We start from the raw sequence: 21,995 nt of genomic DNA on the forward strand, positions 1-21,995 counted from the left end.
CAGCATCAGCGGCGGGGCTGGCGCCACAGGCTCACCTGGCACGAACAACGTCGTCAGGAGCGGCGGCGGTGGCGGTGGCGGTGTCGGCGTCAGTGCCACGGCCGACGTTACAGTTACTGGCACCGGATCGGTGGCTGGTGGCACTGGCGGTCGAGGCGGAACCGGTGGCACTTCCGGCAGCGGCGGTGGCGGCGTCGGCATATTTTCGTCTGCAAACGTGTTTGTAGAGGCGGGCGGCAGCGTTACCGGCGGCACGAGTGGCCTTATAGTTGGGGTCCAATCAGGCGGCGGCGGTGGCGCAGCTGCCATCGTCTTGACTGCCGGCGGGACAATCCAGAACAGCGGACATCTGCTCGGGGGTGCCGGCGGAAGAACCCTGCTCGGCGGCGGTGGGGACGGTGGCGCTGGTGTTCTTCTACTTTCGGGTGGAACGGTCATCAACGGGACCGGGGCGACGATCATTGGCGGCATTGGTGGTCAGGCCGGGGCGACCGGAACGGCAGGCGATGGCGGCGCTGGGATCAAGGGCTCCAACATCGCCGTCATCAATGCGGGTACGATCACAGGTGGCGCAGTCGGCGCGGGTGGTGGAACGCCGGTAGCCGGCAGAGCCATCCAGTTCACCGGTGGCGTCAATTCCCTGGAGATTCAGGCCGGCTCGAACATCACTGGCAATGTGGTTGCCTTCAGCAATGCCGATACGTTCAAGCTAGGCGGCGATACCAATGCAAGTTTCGATGTGTCCCAGATCGGCGCTGGCGCCAAATACGATGGCTTCGGACTCTATGAAAAAACCGGAAGCAGCACCTGGACACTGACGGGGACAACGACTGCAGTTACGCCGTGGACGCTGTCCGGCGGCGTCCTGCAGATTTCAAGCGATGGCAATTTGGGAGCCCCTTCGGGCGGCTTGACCTTCAATGGCGGCACGCTGCAGACGACCGCCGACATAGCCAGCGACCGGAGCGTCGCCCTGACCGGCAACGGAACGTTCCTGACCGACAACAGCACGACCCTCAGGCTCAGCAATGCCGTCTCGGGCGCAGGCGGCCTCACGAAAGCCGGAGGCGGCACGCTGGTTTTAACGGGCGTCAACACCTATGCGGGGGGCACGACGATCACAGCCGGCACGCTTGTCGGCAATGCGGCTTCGATCCGTGGTGACATCGGCAATGCCGGAACCGTCGTGTTCGACCAGGCGGCGGACGCCAGCTTTGCAGGCAATATCTCGGGCACCGGCGTGATGGTGAAGGATGGCGCGGGATCGCTAACGCTGTCGGGCACCTCTCTGCTTGACTGGACAATCGACCAGGGTGGTCTCGTCTCGGCGGCCGAGCGCTTCGGCGGCGATGCCGCGATCGGCGCCGGCGCCTCGTTTACATTCGACCAGGCTGCCAATGCGAGCTATGCCGGCGTGCTCTCGGGCGCCGGCAATTTCATCAAGAGCGGCGACGGCACGCTGGTGCTCGCCTCGGACAACTCTGCCTTTGCTGGCGGAACTTCGGTCACCGGCGGCACGCTTGCCGCGGGCGCTGCGAACGCGTTCAGTTCCTCCTCGCAGTTCTCCGTCGCCTCGGGCGCCACTCTCGATCTTGGCGGCACCTCGCAGTCGATTGCGGGGCTGAGCAACGCCGGAACGGTGCGCATCGCGGGCGGCGGCCTCGGCAAAACGCTGACCATCGGCGGCGCTTACGTCGGCAATGGCGGCAACGTCGTTCTCCACACCGAGCTCGGTGGTGACGGTTCGCTGACCGACATGCTGGTGATCGCGGGCAACACGTCGGGGACGAGCACCCTTCAGGTCGTCAATGTCGGCGGCTCGGGCGATCAGACGGTCGGAGGCATCAAGATCGTCGACGTCGGCGGCATCTCGAACGGCACCTTCTCGCTCAACGGCAATTATATCTTCGAAGGCGATGCGGCGGTCGTCGCGGGCGCCTATGCCTACAGGCTCTACCAGGGCGGCGTGAACACCCCCGGCGATGGCGACTGGTATCTCCGTTCCGAACTCGACAACAGCCTGCTCTTCCAGGCCGGTGCACCTGTGTACGAAGCCTATGCGGGCGTGTTGCAGAGCTACAATCAACTGGGTACGCTGCAGCAGCGGCTCGGCAACCGCTCGTGGACCGTAGAAGCGCAAGGCGCGGACGGTATCTCCGACGATGTAAAGGCCGAGGCCGGTATCGGGCTGTGGGGCAGGATCGAAGGCACCAGCGGCTCCTACGATCCTGAAAGCTCCACCACCGCAACGACGTATGATACCTCGACCTGGAGGCTGCAGACCGGCGCCGACATGCTTGTCTCGGATAGCGCGGCCGGTCAGCTCATCGGCGGCGTCGCCTTCCAGTATGGCACGGTATCCGCCGACATCTCGTCGGTGTTCGGCAGCGGGTCCATCGATACGACCGGCTATGGCGTTTCCGGCTCGTTGACCTGGTACGGCGCGGAAGGCTTCTACCTTGACGGCCAGGCGCAGGTGGTCTGGTACGACAGCAATCTCGACTCGGCGACCGCCGGACAGCGGCTCGTCGACGGCAACAACGGCGTCGGCTACGCGCTCGGTGTCGAAGCGGGCAAACGCATCATGCTCGATCCCAATTGGTCGCTGACGCCGCAAGCGCAGCTTGCCTGGTCGTCGGTCGATCTCGACGCCTTCACCGACCCCTTTGGCGCTAGGGTTACCCCCGGCACCAACGACAGCCTGCTCGGCCGCCTCGGCCTCTCGCTCGACCACCAGACGCAGTGGCAGGACCGTGCGGGCCGCGCCGGCCACACGAACCTCTACGGCATCGCCAACCTCTACTATGATTTTGGGGATGGCTCCTCGGTCGACCTGGCCGGCACCAACCTCTCAAGCCGAGACCAGCAGCTCTGGGGCGGTCTCGGCGTCGGCGGTACGATCAATTGGGCCGGCGACAAGTTCTCGGTCTTTGGCGAAGCTCTCGCCCGGACAGGTCTGAAAGACTTCGGTGACAGTTATGCACTGACCGGCTCACTGGGGTTGCGGGTCAAGTGGTGACGGAGGGCGCTCCCATCTGAAACTGGACCCTAGATGCCGAGCAGCTCATCCGTGAAAGCGGGTATTCTGCTCCGGAGTTGTGTTGAAATTCACGTGTCCTGGAAACTGCGCCGCCGGCGGGGGAACACGCCGGGCCCGCGCCGAAGGGCATGAAGCGGCCGGCGACGCAATGGGTCAAGCCGGGGCTAATTGGAGCGTGAAGCACCTGCGCGGCGAGGATGACCTGCGCCACGCCTCACTTCAGGACTTTCAAGAGGATGACAGAGATGGCCCAGCTAAGAAAGATCAGGAGCGGGCCACCTACGCCTGAGCACACGCGGCGTCAACTTTCTCGATTGGGCGATCGGCAACAATCTCCCCGAAACGGCTAAGACCGACGCCGTTTCGGTAAGTGAGTACATACACAAATTGTATGCCGACGCTAAAGCCTTGACGATCAAGCGCGAAGAGATCGACGAAGAGGTTGATAGCCTATATCGGACGCTGGTCGATGCCGTCGTGCACTTTGCCCCAGGTGTTCCCGAATGAGCAAGCCGGCCGTCCTATTCTTGAACCAATGGAAACACGATCTATCCGACGCCGGTGCGCCGAAAGAGCGAGCGGAGATCGAGCACCTCGCAAAGCGGCTAATCGCCGACGCGGAGGCTGAGGGGATTGCGGAAAGCGAGCTGACCGAGGCGTTCGACGACAAGGAGGTCGACAGCCTTTATCGTACCCTCCTCGATGTTAATTCTGGTTCTGGGCAACCAGAATGAGTGTTCGCGGCCTGAACCTTCTGGACAAGGGATAGCCGAGCAGCTGCCCATCGTGGGGAGGGGCGATCCGATCGCCGCCGGTGGCAGATAGGGGCCTCATGCGAGTGCAGGCGGCGCTTTGAATTGCGCCAACTGTGGCAGAAAAACAACTGCATGAATCGGCGCGCTCTGCTACCAAAAAAGGCAGTTATGGGAGATCACTTATGAAGAAGCTGCTTTTCGCTTTGTCATTGTCGTTGCTGACGTCGTCAGCCTTTGCTGCCGATGCCATCGTTGCAGAAGCCGCGCCGGTCTTTAGCTGGACAGGGGGGTATGTCGGCCTTCAGGCAGGCTATGCTTGGGGTGATGGTCGCGTTGACCAAATCGGTGGACCGGGCTTTGTAGACACAGACCCTGATGGGTTCCTTGGAGGCGTCTACGCCGGTTACAACTATCAGATGTCGAACAACATCGTGATTGGTGCGGAACTGGACGTCGTCTATGCGAATGTTGATGGCAGCGGCCAAGTATTCGCCGCTCCTGGTTTTCCAATTCCGGGCGCCAGCGTCACCGAAGAACTCAATTGGAGTGGGGCGGCAAGACTTCGCCTGGGATATGCAGCTGATCGCTTTCTTCCTTATATTGCGGGTGGCATTGCGTTTGGCGACATCAAAATAAGCAATGATACCGGTCCAGGTTCGTTTGGAGATACATTTACAGGATGGACGATAGGAGTGGGCTTGGATTATGCCATGACGGACAATCTGCTGCTGCGCGCCGAGTATCGCTATACTGACTTCGGCAGCGAATCATTTGAAGATACGGGATCGGATGTTGATCTGAAGACCAACGAGGTTCGCTTCGGCATCGCCTACAAATTCTAATCCCTGAAGTCCCATAGAAAGCCTGTCGCTTGCCGCGACGGGCTTTTTTTGTGCAAGAACCGGAAACATGTCCCTCGTTGCGCGATCCCCTCAACGGAGTTCGCTACCATGGTCAAGACGAAAACCCCTCACAACGAGTTTCGCAGGAACAGCTCGCCGCTCAGGACCGAGGCGGAACGGCTGCACAAGGCATCGTCAGCCCGCTTGTCGCCGAGCTGCGACAACCACCAGGCCGTGCAGGATCCGCATGAAGTGCTGCTCAAGACCGTGAAACAATCACCGACAGGGATGCGCTATCCGATGGCCTCTTACAGGTCCGGCGTCGCTGCCTAGTGCTGGATAGGTGGAGTCCCGAGACCAGGGAAGGGCAACACGTTGCCGCCCGTCCCCCGCTGGCGGCGCAATTCGATCTCGCGATAGATTAGGATGCCCATCACCATTTCCGCGCTGGCCATTTCCGATCTCGATGGCAACAACTTGAGCAATTGGTGCAGTTGTCGCGTTTCCATGGTCGCAATGTGGTGGCCGATGGCTTCGATGCTATCGCCCAAGTCCGCCAGTAGCCCTGCGGACCTCTGCATAGGCTTGCTCTACAGCCGCAAAAACGTGTTGAGATGCAGACGCATCCTTTGGCCTTCTGCAAATGCCAAGGCGTAGGATTCGATCGCGAATGATCGGGTAAGTTCCTGGTCTTCCTCGACCACGCGGACAAACCACTCGCCGCAGGCTTCGCCAACTTCGACACGAGGGTGTGCTTTGCGAATTGGAACTACGACAGCCATGGTGTTGCCTCCCCAGCAATCAGGCCAAACGGGGACCGTACTGTCGAAAGCGGTCTTCAACAAGAAAAGTTTGGGCTCCTATACGAAGCTGACGTGCCTCCAGAATGGCCGGCGCCAGTGGTTTTGGGGAACCTGGGTGGGTGCCGGCCAAGAGCGGACAGGTCCGCCGCGATGCATACATCGCCGATTGATGTCGCGGTGGTAATGGTGTGAGCGCGGAAGCTACGCTTTAGCCTTAGCCGTCTGCCTTGCCTTGCCCGTTGCAGTTGCCGTGGGCTGCGGTGCCTTCCTACCCAGACCGATCGACTTCGCCATGGCAGACCGTGAGTCCGCATAGTTGGGAGCGACCATCGGATAAGTGGATGGCAAGTTCCACTTCGTTCGATACGCGTCAGGAGTGAGACCGAAATCCACGCGCAGATGCCGCCGAAGGGTTTTGAACCGCTTACCATCTTCAAGACAGATGATGTAATCGGGAAATACTGACCTTTTCGGATTTACCGCAGGCACTGGTTCTTCGGTCGCGGCAGCCACGCGATGGCCGATGCCAGACAGCGACGCGTGCACTGAGGCTATCAGGTCCGCCAAGCCCGCGACTGGCAAGGGATTGTTGCTGACGTACGCGGACACCACGTCAGCCGTGAGTTCTACCAGTTCAGCGGCGTGGTTGTGGGCGTCGGTCATGGTGCGAGTCCTCGATTTTGAAGTCGATCTATTATAGCTGCTGCCGCAGCTGCGCAACTCGAGGCCCGATGATGGGCCGCTTCCCTAGTGGCCAGCGCCATTCCAAGGCCAACACCAAGCCGATGGGAAGGCCAAGGAACAGCTGGCGCGGACAGGGCGCCACACATCCAGGCGGGGCTCTCTGAGGGCGTTTGCGATATCGTCGAAGATCGCTTCGGTCCGGGCAATGTAGATCGAAACCTCGAATCGGTGAATCCCCGGTTTGTTCCGTCAAAGTCTAACGATCAGGGAAGCGCCCTGGAAAGCACGTGCAGTAACGGTTGATTCAACCATTGCTGGTAAATTGTGGAATGTGGGTGGCGGCTCCGACAGTTCGGGTGGAACTCAATGCCGAAGCCGCCTGCGCAGCCAAGGTTGGGGTTTGACCGCGCCGTCCTATAATGGGACAGCGCGGTCAACGATTCGTTAAAACGTTCTGGAACTAATTAAGCACGCGCTAATTGACTCGCGGTCTCGGGAGTCAGTGCATGCGTGAAGTTCATTCCTCCGATGGTGCCGATTTTGGCGGGACAAGCCTCCCGAGGGCTTTGGACAGCGTCACGTACCGGCCGGCGTCTTCGTCTTCCCTCTTCCTAGAGATCGGCCATTCGTTGGGCGAGTGGGTTGTTCGCATCATAGGCAGGAACGGTGAAACGTATTCCCGAGCATTCGAAAATGAGGCAGATGCCGTCGCTTTCGCTGGCGATCAGTCTTCTCGTCTAGGATTGGAAGCTCCCCCGAAGCGAGCAACTTGACCGCCCTTCTCTGAAGATCGAAAGCGCGAATCTGTGAATCCCCCTGGAACATCGTCGCCTCGAAACACTTCGGGCGGGTCGCACTGTTCCCATTTCAGGGTCTCCCAAAACTGCCCACTACCTGAACGGAGGTGGGCTTTTTTGTACATTAGCGGAACCTGACATTTGGGGGCTTGTTGCAAGAAGGGCAGCGAGTGGGTGTTCGCTGCTGGTTGAGGTCCCGCAAGACTCGGCCGGGCTCGCATCACCTGCCCTGGTCGGTGCGAGCCCACCGTCGCGCGACCAAGCGAGCTTCCCTGTGTCGGTCTCTATTTGATACTAGGAGACGGCGTTTTCATCATCACGCGCAATTGCATCTGGTCAATGGTTGCGACGATTGCAGCTGCCAGTGCTTCCGCCTCGTGGATCAGTTCCGGCCCATAGAGGCCATTCACCATCTCTTCGCTCGGTAACACGCCAGGCGGACAGTGATCCTCGATAGTGCGCCGGATGAGCGTCAGCGCTGCCCGGCATTCGTCGGCTTCGATCTTCATAATCATTGAAACATGCATTTGAGCTAAAATGTTCCGGAACAGATTTCGGGCTCGCGGCTTGAGACGGTGAGGGAAGAACACTAGTCATGCCCATCAGACGAAAAGCCGTGGATGCCGGGATTTTTAAGCCTGCCGAATTGGCCTTGCTAGGACGCGTTTTCGAGCAGCTTAAACTCGTCGACGACCAAACACCCGATGCGCAGGGCCGGTTGGCCTCTCGGATCATTGCCAACTACATGGCCGGGATAAAAGATGAGGCCGAACTTCTCTCGCTTTCGAAGCAGCCGTTAGGGCGGTAAGGTTGGGAAAGCTAGAGCTTCACCAGCCGCACAACATCAAGCGCGACCGTCACCACCGGGCCACCCAGGCTGACCGTTACGGCGTCCTTCTCGACCCGTGTGACGCTGCCGATCAGTTCGATGGTCTGACCTTTGACCACCTTCGTGGTGCTATCCCGAACGGAATGCGGAAATCCGTAGGTTGGTATCGACACGCTGATCCTGTCGTCAGTGACGCGTCGAATAATGGTGGCGTCGATCGCCACCTCATCGCCGATGTTGAGATCGCTAGCCATGCACTGGAGTCTGGTGCGGTCGTCTCACGGGTCAAGTAGCGGAACCTAATATGCGCTTTGAACTTATCGGCTGATGAGCACACGCGGCATCAACTTTCTCGATGGGTGAATGGCAGAGCACCTGCCCAACGCGATGACTGATGATCCAGCGGCGGTTAGCGACCTCGCTGACGAAATGATGAAATCTGCGGAGCGTGAGGGAATCGGTGCCGACGAGATCAACGAGGAGGTTGGCAGCGTGTTCGAGGTCATCCTTGAGGCGATGAAGAACCGGCCGGCGGCGAGGGTGGATGACACCATGCCGAGGTCAAAATGGTTCTGGATTGTCGTAGGGGTTCTCACAGCGCTTATCGTGCTCGCCTTAGTTATGTCCCTGACCCTTACCGCGCTCGGCTCGCACTGATGCCTAACGGACAATTCCAGCGATCCGGAGGGCGACTGCATCAAGTCCGCTTTTGTAAATCCTGGTGAGGACGTGCTCTGCGGCTTCTGCCCTTTGAGCAGTGCATCCGCGGAGGTCACCGCCTCCTAGCCTGGCAGGCCTATTGGCGAGGCAGTCCCAAACACCCCAGGTTCCCTTGGCTTCCATGTGGCAGTAAAATCTGTGCTGATGATTTTCCATATCTGCACAACGCCTAGCGCGATCTTTAGGGTGCATCACATCCTTGGAGGTGGTTAATGCGCGCCCGAGCGCCGCACAAAGTGAGCACACGTGGCCTAAGATTTCTCGACAGGTGGGTTGCTGCCGAGCAACTGCCTATTGTGGCGCGGGGAGATCCGATCGCTGCCAGCGACCTGGCAGATCAGCTGATGACCGCAGCCGAGAAGGCCGGCACCCCTGCCGACGAAATCAACGGCGAGGTCGAAAGCGTCTTCGAAGTACTCTTAGAGGTGATGCGTCGTCGCAACGGCCAGCGGTTGACACGTTCCTATTTCGTTCCCATCTTGCTTCCCCAACGTAATGAATGTGGGTTCTGGCTAAAATGTGCGGACGCGTCTTCGTCAAATCGACAATTCCCGACATGGTGCGGCGGTTCGAATTCGCCCATGCCGGCGATATCGAACGGCTCGGCAATGGCTTTCCAATCTGGAACGGTGCGCCGAGCCTCACCTATCCGATCATCGTTCGCGAAGAGCTGTCCACCAGTATGGCTGGCTTTGTTTCCGCGAAGTGGGGCCTTGTGCCTGGCTGGGCTCGAGATGGCGGCGGTCGGCCGCCGCCCGTCAACGCGCGCTGTGAGACCGTTTCGACCAATGGCCTGTTCCGGAAGGCTTATGCCTCGCGGCGCTGCCTGGTGCCGGTCGACGGATATTTCGAATGGCAGAAGCTCGATGCATCGGGCAAGAAAAACCAGCCCTACGCCATCGCCATGAAATCGGGCGAGCCTTTCGCCATGGCGGGCATCTGGGTAGAGTATGCCGACAAGACGACCGGCGAACTCATTCGCAGCTTCGCGGTCGTCACCTCCGAGCCGAACGATCTGATGGCCACGATCCATGACCGCATGCCGGTCATCTTGGCGCCGTCAGACTACATGCGTTGGCTTGGGCCGGAGCAGGATCCTCGTGACCTGATGAAGCCATTCCCGTCCGATCTGATGACGATGTGGCCGATCGACAGCAAGGTCGGCAGTCCGCGCAACAACACGCCCGACATCATCGACAGGATTGGCCTTGGGCCGACCGACCTTTTCGACGTTTGATCATTCCATGTCGGGGACTTCTCCGCTGACGAACAGCGTCGTGGGCGGGCCGTAGTCCCCTAGCGCAGGGTCTGCATCGCGGCTCCAGGCGATGACGCCGACATGTTTTGAAGCTAGCGCCTTAGCTGTGCGGATAGCGCGGTCTTCGCTCTGCTGGTCGGTCGGACCGTAGGCGGTAAACAGATCGCCTTCATCGCCGCGGTTGAATGCGACGACAACGATCAGCTTGGGCTTTTTCTGTTCGGGCAGAACGTTGTCGAACATTGAACTAGGCACTTCCGTCGGTGGCGCTCTCATCATCGAGCCCGCACGGCACCGGCAGATAGGCGTTGGCGATCAGCCAGTCGCCGATGATGGTCTCGATTAGATCGGACTTCGGAACAGCCATTTCGCCGGCGATGCTGGCAAGTGAATCCTCCACGCGGGGGCCGAGCTCCATGCCTGCGGTGTTCCTGATCACCAGGGCGGCCCGTCGGAGCATGACCTGAAGATCGGCGCGAGATAGGTCCGCAATGTGGTCCGATACGGACTGCAACTCCCCTGCGAAGGATGAGCGGGTCATTGGTGCCGTCCTGCTCCAGCGAGATATCGCTCGCCTTCGCCGCGGTGCTCCATGCAGAACCAGTGCGACTCCAGACGCGGCTTCGCAAAGCCGAACCCGCCATCCCGGCCGCAGCCGGCATGTTCGCACGCATGGTTGTCGACGCGCCGTCGATCGCGCGGGGCCCCTGTCATGCCTTCGGCAAGCCGTGAAGGTTCATCGCTCATGTTGAAAAGATTCCACAAATCGGCTTGACGATCAAGAAGAATGTTCTCTATTCGTTCTCATGGCGCACGATCCGATCGACACGCTGGGAAAGGCGACCCGGCACAACATGCTTGTGAAGGCCGAGTGCAGCTGCGGCAACGTCCGCTACTGCCGATCGGCCGATCTCATGATGGTCTACGGCGGCGGCGTCGACCCGCAGAAGCTGAAGTTTGACTGCAACCGGTGCAAGCCGCAGATCAAGATCACGCTTCTCGAGGTTCATCCCGAGCACTTGCCGAAGCGTCTGATGATCCACAAGCCGATGAGGATCGACGGCAAGATCGTGTGGCACACCGAACGATTTCGAGGGTAGGCGTGGCAAGGACGAAGCCAGCCAAGCAACCTTCAGACGTCGAGATCGATCGCTTCCTGGTGGCCGCGTAAGCGATTCATCAGAGCATCGTTCCGCCGCTATGTCTCCTAGCCGCGACCACTACGGAGCGCTCCGATCAGAGCAGAGCTCTCCGGGCGGGAGGCGCCGTTCATTCGGCGGAACGGTGCATCAGCATGACGTTTGAACAATGGCCGGCACGATTTGCCCCCGCCTCGCCTATTTTAGCGATATCGTGAGGTCGATGCTAAATTCGTCACCGACGGCCCATGTCTGCGGGATGAGCGCACCCCATAGATTGGTGCCCCCGTGATGGTTCATGTTGATGACGGTACCCGCGTCAGCGACGAAACACGCTCCCGCAAGATACGCTGTCCCGGAATCTAGTCCCTGCGCGGCTCCAACGGCTCGACCGTTGGAGGAAACGCCTGGCAATGCCGACGGGAAACCTAGAGACCAGATGCCCGAACCGTAGGTGGTCGTCGAGCCCATAGTGACGCGGCCGCGAACGCGGATGGAACGGCCCGCTCGCTTCCAAAAGAATTGCATCGTGCCGTTGTTGAGTACCGGGTTGGTGACACTGCCCGTCCAAACCGGCGTAAACGACTGCTCGATCGGATCGTCGACGTTGTTGATGCTGGTGCTTGTGGCGCTGGAATTGTCAACCACGGCATTAGCGGTGGTGCTGTGGTTCCCGATGATGTCGTTCTTGATCGCGCCGGAATCCAGCGTAATGGTGCCCGACAGAATATTGCCTGAAAATTCTAGCTCGCTCGCCGTGCCGCCGAGCGTCACCGACCCACCAAACGAATTGTGGGCGATGTGATGTTGTGTGCCGATGATCGTAGTCAGGGCATTGGCGCAGCGGTGCCCGGTCATAAACACCCGCCCTGTGGTGTTGCCCGTGAAGTCGACGCCGGCGCTAGGGTCATGTTGCCGTTTTTGAAGGCAAACAGAACGCCACCGCCGCAACCTGGATTGTTGAAAATGCGGTACCCGAAGGTAGTCGCTTCGGTGGCCGGGAAGCCGATGCACGGGTTGGTGATCGTAGTGCGCAGGAAATACCCGCCCTCGCAGCGAAACCTCCCCCCCGACGCTGTCTGTCGGGAATTCGATGCAGAAGCCGTTCATGTCGTTGATGAACGGATGGATCATGACCTGGTCCTGCCCTTGGTCGACCACAACCCCGCGCCCCGTCCATGTAGCGCCCAAGCCTTGCAGAAGCGGGCGGACAAGCACCGAGGCGTCCCCCATGCGGATCATGTCGCCGTTAAAACCCTTGAGCCATGCGCCTTGCCCGAAGACAGCGGACGGGAATCCCCAGCCCCATTCCAAGCAGACGCCGGCGGGGATGTTGATCTGCGCCGTGATCGTGTGTGATCGGGCGTTATACGCCTTCCGGCCGGGGCTGCCGTAGCAATAGTCCAGTAGCGACTGAATAGCGGCGGTCTGGACCGCGTTGCTGGCCGAAGCGACGCCGCCGAACATCAATTCGTTCGGAGCGGCTTCGTCAACGTCCCACCAGCCGCCATTGGCCGCGTCTACCGTGCCGTTGGGCAGGAAGCGGTCTGTCGAGCGGATACCACCCCAAGCCGGCTGCGCGGTAACGCGCTTGCGAGTGTGGCCGCCCCCGTCGCCAAGCGCCGCAAAATCGTTGACCCGAATGGTTGTGACCGTATTCGCGATAGTTGCCGCGGCCATATCGACAGTCGTCGCGAGCGTGCCGGCCGGGCCCGTCGTGCCTGTAGCGCCGGTGAGCCCTGTCGGACCGGTAGGCCCTGTTAATCCGGTCGGTCCTGTGGGGCCAGTAATGCCCGTCGGTCCTGTGGCCCCGGTGATGCCTGTCGGTCCCGCCACTCCGGTAGAGCCGGCCGCGCCGGTCGCGCCGGTGAGACCTGTAGCGCCAAAACCGGTTGCGCCAGTGATGCCCGTCGGTCCGGTGGCTCCTGCCGGCCCAGCGGCCCCACTGGGCCCTGTAGGTCCAGTCGGGCCGTCGCCGCGCAGCAGCGCCAAGACGGACGGGGACAGACTGTCGACCGTTACCTTTTCGTTCGGCAGAGCGCCGTCGGCCCGGCGTACGTCGGCCAGCGCGTCGATCGTTTCGTCGGCGCTGCGCACGAGCTCGGCCAAGTCGTTGTCGAGTTGCGTTCCGTAGGGCAGGTAGTGGTAGCTGAAATCGATAACGGGCTTCGTTGGATCGGGCATTTGGTGTGCACCAGAACGTCGCTTCCACATCGCACCGCGGCGCCGGAGCAGCGCTCCGCACTCAGATTTCAGATGCTTGTTGGAAGACCGTTGACGTTAGCCCCGGCAGGATCCGAAGCGGTTGGTGCAGTTGCCCGAGTTCTGCTCTGTGCCGGGCCGCTCCTTTGAGTTTGCACGCAGCCCACCAATGTACTATCGAGCACAGTGGGTTGGCTTTCTGCCAGGTGAGGCAGCCGGATATGACAAGCACCGATAACGGGACTGCCGCGCGTTGACGCGCTGCGTGCCGCAATGGCGCGTTTTCCGGAATATTGATCAAAGAGGTTGAAGGCGTTGGCCGCGAGATTTGAAGCGCTTGAGAAGCTGCGCAACAGGATCATGGAAGCGAACCACGACTATAGGGTGGGTGCAGATATTTTCCCCAGCCTCGATGTCGACAAGGTTGCCCGGGACTTGCAACTCGTCGAACAGGGAAAAGCGCGTGGCGAACAAGAGCAGCCACCAAGTTCGTCAAAAACGATGGACGAGGTCGAACATTCCATCGTCGAACGGGTGCAAGACGAGAAGAAGGCGGCCCACCAGATCCTCGAGGATACGCTCCACCTGTACTCCGGTCGTGTCGCGAACCTCGGCCTCGAGGAGCAGTCCGGCCTCCTTGAACAAGCGCATGCTTCGAGCCTGTCTGGTTTCAAGGGCGAAATAGCGATCGGGCTGGATACACTTCACGCCAGGCGGACCGACCTTCACGAGGCCACCAGAGAACTCGCCACATTCCGCAAGAACCACCGCCTGGAACGTGTGGCCAGATTGCAGCACGGAACGGCTCATGTTTTCAGGGTGGCATTGCTTGTCTTTCTCTTCCTGGTGGAGACGTATCTCAACGGGTCCTTTCTGGCGAAAGGCAACGACCAGGGCTTTCTCGGCGGCGCCACCGAAGCCTTCGCATTCTCCTTTGTCAACATCGTGTCGGCTTTGATCTTTGCCATTTTCTGCGTGCGTCTGGTGACGCACCGGTCGCTTGCGGTGAAGCTGATCGGAGCTGCTTCCATACTGCTCTATGCCTGTATTGCGCTTGGGATAAACCTGCTGCTTGCGCATTATCGCGAAGTCAGCGGCACACTCGCCGACGGCGCGGGCAACCTTGCCGTCCAGAGGATGTTCGATAACCCGTTTGGGCTCGCGGAGGTCAGATCGTGGATGCTGTTCCTGGTGGGTCTGCTCTTTTCGATCGTCGCTTTCATCGATGGCTGGTTTGTACTCGACCCATACCCCGGCTATGCCGGCGTCGAGAAGAGGCGCCGGGAAAGGCGACTGGACTATACCGACACCAAGGCCGATCTCATTGACCGCCTCATCGAATTGCGCGATGACCACAACGCCAAGGTCGCTGACATATTGAAGGGGCTTGGCAGCCGCAGGCGCGAACACGCGGCAATCCAGTCCAGCCGTGCCCGGCTCCTGGCCCTCTTCAACGAACACCAAGAGCAACTGGAGCGCAGCGGCAACCTGCTGTTTTCCAAATACCGCGAAGCCAACATCCGGGCGCGCAAGACTGCCGCTCCCAAACAGTTCTCCCAGCCGTTCAAACTGCAAAAGACCAAACCGGTTGTCCAAAACGATGGTGAGATCAAGGACAGCGATTTCGCTTCATCAATAGCAGCGGCCCAGCAGACACTGAACGAGCAGATGCGACAGATCGGCAAGGAGTGCGAGGCTGGCATCGAGAAATACCGCGACCTCGACAAGCTGTATCCGGAGACACTCGATGGGCAGGCCTAGGAGCCGCCGAAGCGCGGGGCGATCCCGCGGCAAGGGCACTGGCGCGATTGTCGGGGCGATCCTGTTTGGTCTGGCGTCCCTGGCGATGCTTTCCGGCTATATCTGGCTCAACGTCAAGGCCCGGGACGTTGTCGAAACAGACGCAGCGACGGGTTGCCCGGCAAAGGGCGGTCCCAACAGCGTGACGGCCGTTCTCTTCGACACCTCCGATCCCGTCCCGCAAGCCACCATGGAAGATCTCGCCAATAAATTCAGGCAGATTGCCGGTTCGATCAAAGAGGGCGGTTATCTGTGGGTCGGCAGCCTGACGTCAGCGCCTGGGAATCTCAAAGAGCTGTTTTCCCGCTGCAATCCCGGAGATGGCTCAACAGTTGACGTCTGGACCAGCAATCCAGGAAAGCACCAAAAGGTCTGGGAAGAAGCGTTTGACAAGCCGCTTAAGCAACTGACCGGGCAGTTGCCGTCAGACGGCCAGGCCGATCAATCGCCAATCATGGCTGGCGTCCAGAAACTCAAACTCAGCCTGTTCGACAACGGCGCGTTCGAAAGCGTTCCAAAACGGCTGATCCTGGTTTCAGACATGATGGAGAACACACCCGCCTACTCGCAATACAAATCCGGCCCCGACTACAGCGTGTTCAAGAAAAGCACTGCGAGTGCCCGTTTCAGGACTGACCTTCTCGGCGCCGAAGTGACCATCCTTTATTTCAACAGGCCGGAGAGGAAGTTTCCTTCCGTTGATCATGCCAATTTCTGGACACAGTGGTTTTCGGACAACGGGGGCAAGCTCAGCGACTTTACAAAGCTTGAAGGGATGTAAGCCATGGCCGCCCGCGGACGTCCCTTGATCGATTCGTGGATCTTTCCTCAGGCCTTCTATATCGGGCTGACGGTCTGCGGCTGCATCTTCATTGCCGTCACCAAGGCCGCCGGAATAAGCCCTGTGATCTCCTCGACGGTGCCGATAGGCATCATGATCGGCTATTTCGCATTTTCCTGGTACGTCGGGAAGCTCCGTCTTCATGCTGAGCAGACCGGTGACAACCTGTATTACATGGGCTTCCTGTTCACGCTCTCCAGTCTGGGCGCCTCGCTTTACCAATTCGGCACGGATGCCTCGACCGACGAAATCGTCAGAAATTTCGGCATCGCGGTCACCTCGACGATCACCGGTATCGCCCTTCGCATCTTCTACAATCAGGTCCGCCGCGACCCGGCTGACGTGGAGCGCGCTACACGTCATGAGCTGGCCGATATGACACGCCGGGTGCGCACCGAGATGGAAAGCGTTGCGCGCGAATTCGCCGACTTCCGTAGAGTCTGCAACCAGATGTTGGAAGAAGGCTTTACCGAAATCGCCCGACAAGCGGAAAAGAACGGCGACCAGGTCCGACAAGCCTTCGAGGGAATGGCGGCCAAGGCGATAAAGCCGGTGCAAGACACGTCGGAGAAGATTGCCAAAACGCTCGAGGAGACATTCGGCCGTATCGAAAACAGGTTTTCTGGCGTTGCCGAAAAGGTCGAAACGGTGGCCGGGTCTCTGGACCGAGCGAATGGCTCGATGGCCGCCACGGTTTCGAATTTCGAGGTACAGGCCGGCACGGTGGCGGAAAAGCTCGCCAAAGTGGTCATTCCCGATGAGGTCCTCAAGACCGATGTCGTCATGGTGTTGAAGGTGCTTGCCGCTTCCGTCGGCAAATTCACAGAACGTGCCGAGACACTCTCCAAGGAACAAGGCGAGCGGACCGATAAGCTCTCGGATGCCGTGCTGAGAATAGCGGCGCTTCAGAAAATGCTGCTGGAGCGGCTTGAAAAGCAGGCCGAGCAGACTGCCAGCACGACAGATCTGTTGTCGCGGTTTCTTGAGCGCGATGGTGTACCCGCCCGGGACGAAAGGTCTGCCGCAGCGCCGCTGTCGGTCACAGAACCCTCAGTCCGGCCATCCATTTTCGTCCCCCTGCATGAGGACGTCGCGCAGGTTGAATCGCCAGAGCTTGGAGCCACGACCAACGGGGGTGACGCCGAGAACCATGTGCCGCAGTCTTCGGAGGCGACCGCGGAAAAAGCACAGCCGAGGTCGAGATGGTGGCGTTGAACGAGCCAGATGGAGCCTCGGTCAGTTATGAGCGCAAAGGCCACGCGCGAGGGCTGATCCTTGGCCTCACCATGGCGGAAACGATGCTCCTGCTGGTCTTCTGTCTTCTCCTGGTCGCCGGCGCCATCGTCGAAAAAAAGCAGGCGGAATTGCGAGCAGCCCTGCAGAAGGCATCGCAAACCGAGGCGGAAGTCTTGCGACTTAGCCAGGAGAACCGGAGCTTGGTCGCCCAGGTCGCCGAGTTCATGGAGAGAACCACCGGTCAAAAGGTCCCTGCTGAGGAATGGCGAAAGCTGGTGCTAGCCAAGAAAGCAGTCGAGCTGATCGAGCAAAAAGGACTGACGGCCGAGGAAGCAGTTCGTCTGGCTGAGTCGACAGCGGTAGTCCGCGACAACAGGCTGACCTCCAATCGTTTGCGCGAGCTGCTGTCGGCTGACAAGCGTGCGATCGACGCAGAGCGGAAGTTGGCCGAAGCTGAAAAGGAGCTCGCCGAAACGACACGGCAGCCCAGGGATTTGCCACCAATCATCAATCTTAGCGAAGCCAATGGCTATTCCTTCGAGGTCAGCAGTGCTGGACTCAAGCCGAACTTCCGGACCAAGCTTGAAGGCGTGATTGCTAGGCAGATTGCTGCAATCGTCGCGAAATACGATGTCGATGTCGTCGAGGTGATCGGCCACACCGACGAGCAGCGATTGTCGAGGCAATCGAATATGGACTTTGTTTTGCGGCGGGTCCTCTCTGGGGATGAGGACGTCAGTGAAATGGAGCCGGGCGACAACGCCGGTCTAGGCCTGGCGCGAGCGATATCCGTCGCCTCCGTTCTGAAGAAAATACCAGAGTTGGACAAGCTCAACATCCTTCCGATGTCTGGTGGGCAACTCATCTTGCCTGACGATCGACTCACCAATGGTGCCCAGTCGGGAGATGCGCCTGCAAGGCGTCGTATTGAGATCAGAGTGCGCAAAAGCAAGCAGAAGCTGGCCGATGAAGGCAATCAGGCAGACAATTAAGCTTCTTCGGTGCTCAAGCGGCACCTTAGGGCCCCACGACAGTCAGCGCCACGGCCCAATCCATTGAACAAAAGCGGACATCGCCATGGGCAGGCCTCCGGCTGTCATCTGCCCAACACTGGTCTCGAACGACCGGAATGAATCCGATGCGGATCATCCGACCAATGGGTCGGAGCTGTCTTCCTTTGGCTCTGCAGTAATGCCAGACTGGATGGAGGGAGCACGACATGAGTGAGACCCGCAAAATAGCAGCCATCCTGGTCTCGGATGTAGTGGGCTACAGTCGGCTAGCCGGCGCAGATGAAGACCGCATCTTGGCACGGCTGCGCGCGCTGCGCAGCGATCTCATCGACCCCACCATCTCCGTCCATCGTGGTCGCGTCGTCAAGCGCACTGGCGACGGGAGCCTCGTCGAGTTCAACAGCGTGGTAGAAGCAGTGCGCTGCGCGATCGAAGTGCAGAATGCCATGGTTGAGCGCAATGCCGGGTTGCCGGATGATCGCCGCATCGAGTTCCGGATCGGCATTCACCTGGGCGACGTCGTGCAAGAACGCGACGGCGACCTGATGGGCGACGGGGTCAATATCGCCGCGCGCCTGGAAGGAATCTGCGAACCTGGCAATATCTGTCTTTCCGAACAAGCCTACTGGCAGGTTAAATCAAGGCTCGATATCGCGATCAACGATCGCGGGGAGATTCAGCTCAAGAACATCAGCGATCCGGTCCGGGTTTATTCGCTACAGGTCGGCGTTCCCTCCAAGGCCAAGCCCGCGGCAACAGCTGAGCCCAAGAAGCTTTCGCAGCCGCTGGCGCTGCCCGACGAGCCTTCGATTGCTGTGTTGCCCTTCGTTAACATGAGTGGCGATGCCGAACAGGAATTCTTCACCGACGGGCTGACGGAGGACATAATCACCGATCTGTCGAATGTGTCCGGCTTCTTCGTCATCGCCCGCAACTCCACCTTCGCTTACAAAGGCAAGCCCACCGACGTCCGTCAGATCGCTCGCGATCTAGGCGTCAAATATGTTCTCGAGGGCAGCGCTCGGCGATCCAACAAGCGGTTGCGTGTCAATGTGCAGCTAATCAATGCGGCGGAAGGCGGCAATCACGTGTGGGCCGAGCGCTTCGACCGCGAAATCGCAGACATCTTCGACCTTCAGGACGAGGTCACGCGACGCGTTGTTGAAGCGATTTCTGGCAAGCTTGGTGAAAAGAAACTTGTTGCGCGTTCCCGGCCGTCAAATCTCGAAGCCTATGATCTTTGTGTTAGGTCGCGAGGCAAGTGCAACAATTCAAGATCGGACAACAGTGAGGCGTGTGCTGACTTGGAACGCGCCGTTCAGATCGATCCAAACTACTGCGAGGGGCACAGCAATCTTGCCATCTCACTGCTGTTTGGCTGGATTGTCTGGGGAGAGTCACAGGAACCGAGCCGCGCAAAGGCTCTGATACACGCGCAACGGGCCGTGGAAATCGATCCCGACGATTCCCACGCTCGCAGGATCCTGGGCTGTGTTCAGCTTTATGAGCGCAATTGGGATGAAGCAAAATCCCAATTCGATGCGGCGGTTCGGCTCAATCCCAACAATGCAGATGCGGTTGCATGGATGGGTGAGCTTCAAATCTACTTAGGCGATCCGCAAGCGGCGCTGATAGCTTGTGCCGCGGCGCTCCGTATAAATCCTCGTCCACCCGGTTGGTATTTCTGGATCATGGGAATGGCACAGATTTCCGCCGGACACTACGAAGAAGCTGTTGCGTCCTTGAGCCGGGAGGAAACGTACGGGACCGGCTCGAGGGAGCACCTAGTCGTCGCGTTTGCCCTTGCCGGCCGCGTTCCTGAGGCACAGGAGGAAGCCCGCCTATTTCTTGCCGGGAATCCAAATTGGAAATTAGCTGACTTGGCGGCGAACTCTCCCTTTAAGGACATGAGCAGTGCGCAGCCTTTTTTTGACGGCTGGCGTTTGGCCGGCCTGCGGGAATAGGCCCATTTCGGCGGTGGTGATGTACCCGGGGCGCGCGAAGTGGTGCTATCGACCGGCCTATCCTTGAAAGCTGCCCCTCCGGTCCGGCCAAAGCCGCCAGTCGGCAGTCGCGGTCAGCGGCTAACGTCGCCTTCTGACTCAAAGCAGATGTTTTCTGGTGGCTAGTTGCGCGTAGGCGCGAGTGCTACGCTATACACGGAGGCATCGTGGCGCGCCCGGAACGAAAGCTTGTGGCAATTTTGGCAGCGGACGTAGCTGGCTACTCCCGTTTGATGCGGGCCGATGAGGCCGGGACTCTCTTTCATCTAAAGGCACTCCGCTCCGAAGTGATCGATCCAAAGATCACGCAATTCAAGGGTCGGCTGGTCGGCACCGCGGGCGACAGTCTGCTGATCGAGTTTCCAAGCGCTGTCGATGCGTTGCAGTTCGCGGTCGAGACGCAAGAACGCATAACGGCACGCAATACGGATCTTCCCGATGACCGGCGCATGGTCTTCAGAATGGGTGTCAACGCCGGCGAGGTTATCCTGGATGAAACGACGATTCACGGTGACTGCGTAAACGTGGCGGCCAGGCTGGAAAAGGTCAGTGAGCCCGGGGGGGTCGTCATAGGACGCAGCGTCTATGATCAAGTGAAGGGAAAGGTTCCCTACATGCTCGTCGACCTGGGCGAGCATACGATGAAGAACATTGCTGAGCCAGTACGTGCCTACCGGGTTCAAACAGAAGAGCGGGATAAATCAGAACCTGCAGCGTTAATTGCTTCTGGCGAGGATTTGGCACTCCCGTACAAACCATCGGTGGCGGTACTTCCTTTCACAAACATGTCGGCGGACCCCGAGCAGGATTATTTCTCGGATGGAATAACCGAGGACCTCATCACCGAACTCAGTCGCAGCCAGTGTCTGTTCGTGATCGCGCGCAATTCCTCGTTCGCTCTCAAGGGTCAATCCGTAAACATCACCGAGATCGGAAGGAAGCTCGGTGTACGGTACGTTGTCGAGGGAAGCGTTCGAAAGGCGGCTGCACGCGTCAGGATCACTGCGCAGTTGATAGAAGCGGCCACCGGCAATCATATCTGGGCCGAGCGCTATGATAGAGACCTCGAGGACCTTTTCGCCGTTCAAGACGAGGTGACAGAGAGGATCGCATGGGCACTGGTCGGCAAGGTAGGCGCTGCTGAGATCGTTCGGACCAGGCAAACGCAAACGAGCCTCAGCGCATATGACGCGTTCTTGCGCGGCATCGATGCTACGAACCGATTCACCGAGAAGGACACCGTCGCTGGTGTCGAGTTCTTAAAGCTGGCTCTTGGCTGGGAGCCTGATTCAGCGCGGGCGCATGCATGCCTCGCGGACGCCTACGCGACCCTATCCGCTTTCAGAGCTGACGGAGACATGAAGGCGTTGGCCATGCAGTCGGCCTTGCGGGCTATCGAACTCGGCGACGCCAGCGGATTGGCAGAGGCGGTCGTCGCCGCTCTGCATGGATGGAAAGGGGAGTTCGAGGCTGCCGAGACTCATGCTCAACGCGCGCTCGCGATGGGCCCGACAAACCCGGGCGTACTCGTCTGGGTCGGGTACATCTGCCTCTGGAGTGGTCAACTCACCAAGGCCCGCGAGATCGGCGAGCGGCTCAGGAGGCTGAGTCCGCTCGAACACCGCGATGTCCACGAGCTACTCGCATTCGCTTACTATCTGCAGGGCGACTACGAGGCTTCGCTGGATTCGTTCCGCCGTTGGGACAACAACAACTATGATCGCGGGTTCGCCAATCTGGCTGCGTGTTTGGGACAGCTCGGACGTGCCCAAGAGGCAGGTTTGGCTTGGGGCAGGTGCCTTGAGCGCAACCCTGGTTTCACTTTAGATGACTACAAGCGCGGCTCTCCATATCGCCGGCAGGAGGACGTGGAGCACTGGCTTGATGGCCTGCGGAAAGCAGGCATTGCGGATTGACGGATGACGGGGCCCGCGTAGGCCGACAATGTTCAAGAGCAACCCCGAGCGGAATATCAGACGAATCGACTCCTCCTCCGGATGCAAATACAATTTGGCGCAGTGAGAGCACCCCTG

Annotated in this window: 22 protein-coding genes; 14 read left to right on the top strand and 8 right to left on the bottom strand. The window is 59.6% G+C overall.

What is annotated here, in order from left to right; genetic code table 11:
* Nucleotides 1-130 precede the first annotated feature (130 nt).
* The 4 genes from NKJ75_RS13845 (at nt 131) to NKJ75_RS13865 (ending at nt 4,970) form a co-directional block, all read left to right on the top strand.
* Nucleotides 131-3,019 (top strand): autotransporter family protein, encoded by a 2,889-nt coding sequence (locus NKJ75_RS13845; RefSeq protein ID WP_352499808.1) that lies wholly within the window; start codon nt 131-133, stop codon nt 3,017-3,019.
* Between the two features lie 524 nt (nt 3,020-3,543).
* Entirely contained in the window at nt 3,544-3,774 is a 231-nt protein-coding gene (locus NKJ75_RS13855) for a hypothetical protein (RefSeq protein WP_352499809.1), read from the top strand.
* Between the two features lie 203 nt (nt 3,775-3,977).
* A complete protein-coding gene (locus NKJ75_RS13860; RefSeq protein WP_023817512.1) occupies nt 3,978-4,637 on the top strand; it encodes an outer membrane protein in 660 nt (219 codons plus the stop codon).
* A 108-nt stretch (nt 4,638-4,745) separates the two neighbouring features.
* Nucleotides 4,746-4,970, top strand: a complete 225-nt coding sequence (locus tag NKJ75_RS13865; RefSeq protein WP_023817515.1) for a hypothetical protein — start codon at nt 4,746-4,748, stop codon at nt 4,968-4,970.
* On the opposite strand, the gene NKJ75_RS13870 is transcribed toward NKJ75_RS13865, so the two are convergent.
* The 4 genes from NKJ75_RS13870 to NKJ75_RS13885 form a co-directional block, all read right to left on the bottom strand.
* Entirely contained in the window at nt 4,967-5,188 is a 222-nt protein-coding gene (locus tag NKJ75_RS13870; protein WP_352499810.1) for a hypothetical protein, read from the bottom strand. The two genes, NKJ75_RS13865 and NKJ75_RS13870, sit on opposite strands and share 4 nt — an antisense overlap.
* 39 nt (nt 5,189-5,227) lie before the next feature.
* Nucleotides 5,228-5,419 (bottom strand): hypothetical protein, encoded by a 192-nt coding sequence (locus NKJ75_RS13875; protein ID WP_023817519.1) that lies wholly within the window; start codon nt 5,417-5,419, stop codon nt 5,228-5,230.
* A 222-nt stretch (nt 5,420-5,641) separates the two neighbouring features.
* Entirely contained in the window at nt 5,642-6,103 is a 462-nt protein-coding gene (locus NKJ75_RS13880; protein WP_352499811.1) for a Ros/MucR family transcriptional regulator, read from the bottom strand.
* A 1,102-nt stretch (nt 6,104-7,205) separates the two neighbouring features.
* Nucleotides 7,206-7,436 (bottom strand): hypothetical protein, encoded by a 231-nt coding sequence (locus NKJ75_RS13885; RefSeq protein ID WP_352499812.1) that lies wholly within the window; start codon nt 7,434-7,436, stop codon nt 7,206-7,208.
* Between the two features lie 80 nt (nt 7,437-7,516).
* Between NKJ75_RS13885 and NKJ75_RS13890 the strand changes: the two genes are divergently transcribed.
* Nucleotides 7,517-7,729 (top strand): hypothetical protein, encoded by a 213-nt coding sequence (locus NKJ75_RS13890; protein WP_023716351.1) that lies wholly within the window; start codon nt 7,517-7,519, stop codon nt 7,727-7,729.
* Between the two features lie 11 nt (nt 7,730-7,740).
* Here NKJ75_RS13890 and NKJ75_RS13895 read toward each other — a convergent pair whose 3' ends face one another.
* On the bottom strand, nt 7,741-8,004 hold the full coding sequence (locus NKJ75_RS13895; RefSeq protein WP_352499813.1) for a hypothetical protein: 264 nt from the start codon (nt 8,002-8,004) through the stop codon (nt 7,741-7,743).
* A 109-nt stretch (nt 8,005-8,113) separates the two neighbouring features.
* Between NKJ75_RS13895 and NKJ75_RS13900 the strand changes: the two genes are divergently transcribed.
* Together NKJ75_RS13900 and NKJ75_RS13905 are read left to right on the top strand one after the other, a co-directional pair.
* Nucleotides 8,114-8,407, top strand: a complete 294-nt coding sequence (locus NKJ75_RS13900; RefSeq protein WP_352499814.1) for a hypothetical protein — start codon at nt 8,114-8,116, stop codon at nt 8,405-8,407.
* A 580-nt stretch (nt 8,408-8,987) separates the two neighbouring features.
* A complete protein-coding gene (locus NKJ75_RS13905) occupies nt 8,988-9,707 on the top strand; it encodes an SOS response-associated peptidase (RefSeq protein WP_352499815.1) in 720 nt (239 codons plus the stop codon).
* Here the strand turns inward: NKJ75_RS13905 and NKJ75_RS13910 are convergent, their stop codons facing one another.
* Nucleotides 9,708-9,971 (bottom strand): hypothetical protein, encoded by a 264-nt coding sequence (locus NKJ75_RS13910; RefSeq protein ID WP_352499816.1) that lies wholly within the window; start codon nt 9,969-9,971, stop codon nt 9,708-9,710.
* Nucleotides 9,972-9,975: 4 nt separating this feature from the next.
* Nucleotides 9,976-10,269, bottom strand: coding sequence for a hypothetical protein (locus NKJ75_RS13915; RefSeq protein WP_352499817.1), 294 nt, complete (start codon nt 10,267-10,269; stop codon nt 9,976-9,978).
* 265 nt (nt 10,270-10,534) lie between these two features.
* Here NKJ75_RS13915 and NKJ75_RS13920 point away from each other — a divergent pair, with 265 nt between their 5' ends.
* Entirely contained in the window at nt 10,535-10,828 is a 294-nt protein-coding gene (locus NKJ75_RS13920; protein ID WP_352499818.1) for a hypothetical protein, read from the top strand.
* A gap of 237 nt (nt 10,829-11,065) precedes the next feature.
* On the opposite strand, the gene NKJ75_RS13925 is transcribed toward NKJ75_RS13920, so the two are convergent.
* Nucleotides 11,066-13,051 carry a collagen-like triple helix repeat-containing protein gene (locus NKJ75_RS13925; RefSeq protein ID WP_352499819.1) on the bottom strand — a complete coding sequence of 662 codons (1,986 nt, stop codon included), beginning with the start codon at nt 13,049-13,051 and terminating at the stop codon, nt 11,066-11,068.
* A 333-nt stretch (nt 13,052-13,384) separates the two neighbouring features.
* Here NKJ75_RS13925 and NKJ75_RS13930 point away from each other — a divergent pair, with 333 nt between their 5' ends.
* The 6 genes from NKJ75_RS13930 (at nt 13,385) to NKJ75_RS13955 (ending at nt 21,878) form a co-directional block, all read left to right on the top strand.
* Complete coding sequence (locus NKJ75_RS13930) at nt 13,385-14,830, top strand: hypothetical protein (protein ID WP_352499820.1); 1,446 nt, start codon at nt 13,385-13,387, stop codon at nt 14,828-14,830.
* A complete protein-coding gene (locus NKJ75_RS13935) occupies nt 14,817-15,650 on the top strand; it encodes a hypothetical protein (protein WP_352499821.1) in 834 nt (277 codons plus the stop codon). Before NKJ75_RS13930 ends, NKJ75_RS13935 begins: the two co-directional genes overlap by 14 nt.
* Before the next feature lie 3 nt (nt 15,651-15,653).
* Entirely contained in the window at nt 15,654-16,925 is a 1,272-nt protein-coding gene (locus NKJ75_RS13940; protein ID WP_352499822.1) for a hypothetical protein, read from the top strand.
* The gene (locus NKJ75_RS13945; protein ID WP_352499823.1) at nt 16,913-17,938 is read left to right on the top strand and encodes a hypothetical protein; all 1,026 of its coding nucleotides are present in this window, start codon (nt 16,913-16,915) and stop codon (nt 17,936-17,938) included. The genes NKJ75_RS13940 and NKJ75_RS13945 overlap by 13 nt, the downstream gene beginning before the upstream one ends.
* 227 nt (nt 17,939-18,165) lie before the next feature.
* Nucleotides 18,166-19,923, top strand: coding sequence for an adenylate/guanylate cyclase domain-containing protein (locus tag NKJ75_RS13950; protein WP_352499824.1), 1,758 nt, complete (start codon nt 18,166-18,168; stop codon nt 19,921-19,923).
* A gap of 206 nt (nt 19,924-20,129) precedes the next feature.
* Nucleotides 20,130-21,878: an adenylate/guanylate cyclase domain-containing protein gene (locus tag NKJ75_RS13955; RefSeq protein WP_352499825.1), complete on the top strand. Its 1,749-nt coding sequence runs from the start codon at nt 20,130-20,132 to the stop codon at nt 21,876-21,878.
* Nucleotides 21,879-21,995 lie beyond the last annotated feature (117 nt).

It is taken from the genome of Mesorhizobium sp. M0058 (genome assembly GCF_040323095.1).
Classification (GTDB): domain Bacteria; phylum Pseudomonadota; class Alphaproteobacteria; order Rhizobiales; family Rhizobiaceae; genus Mesorhizobium.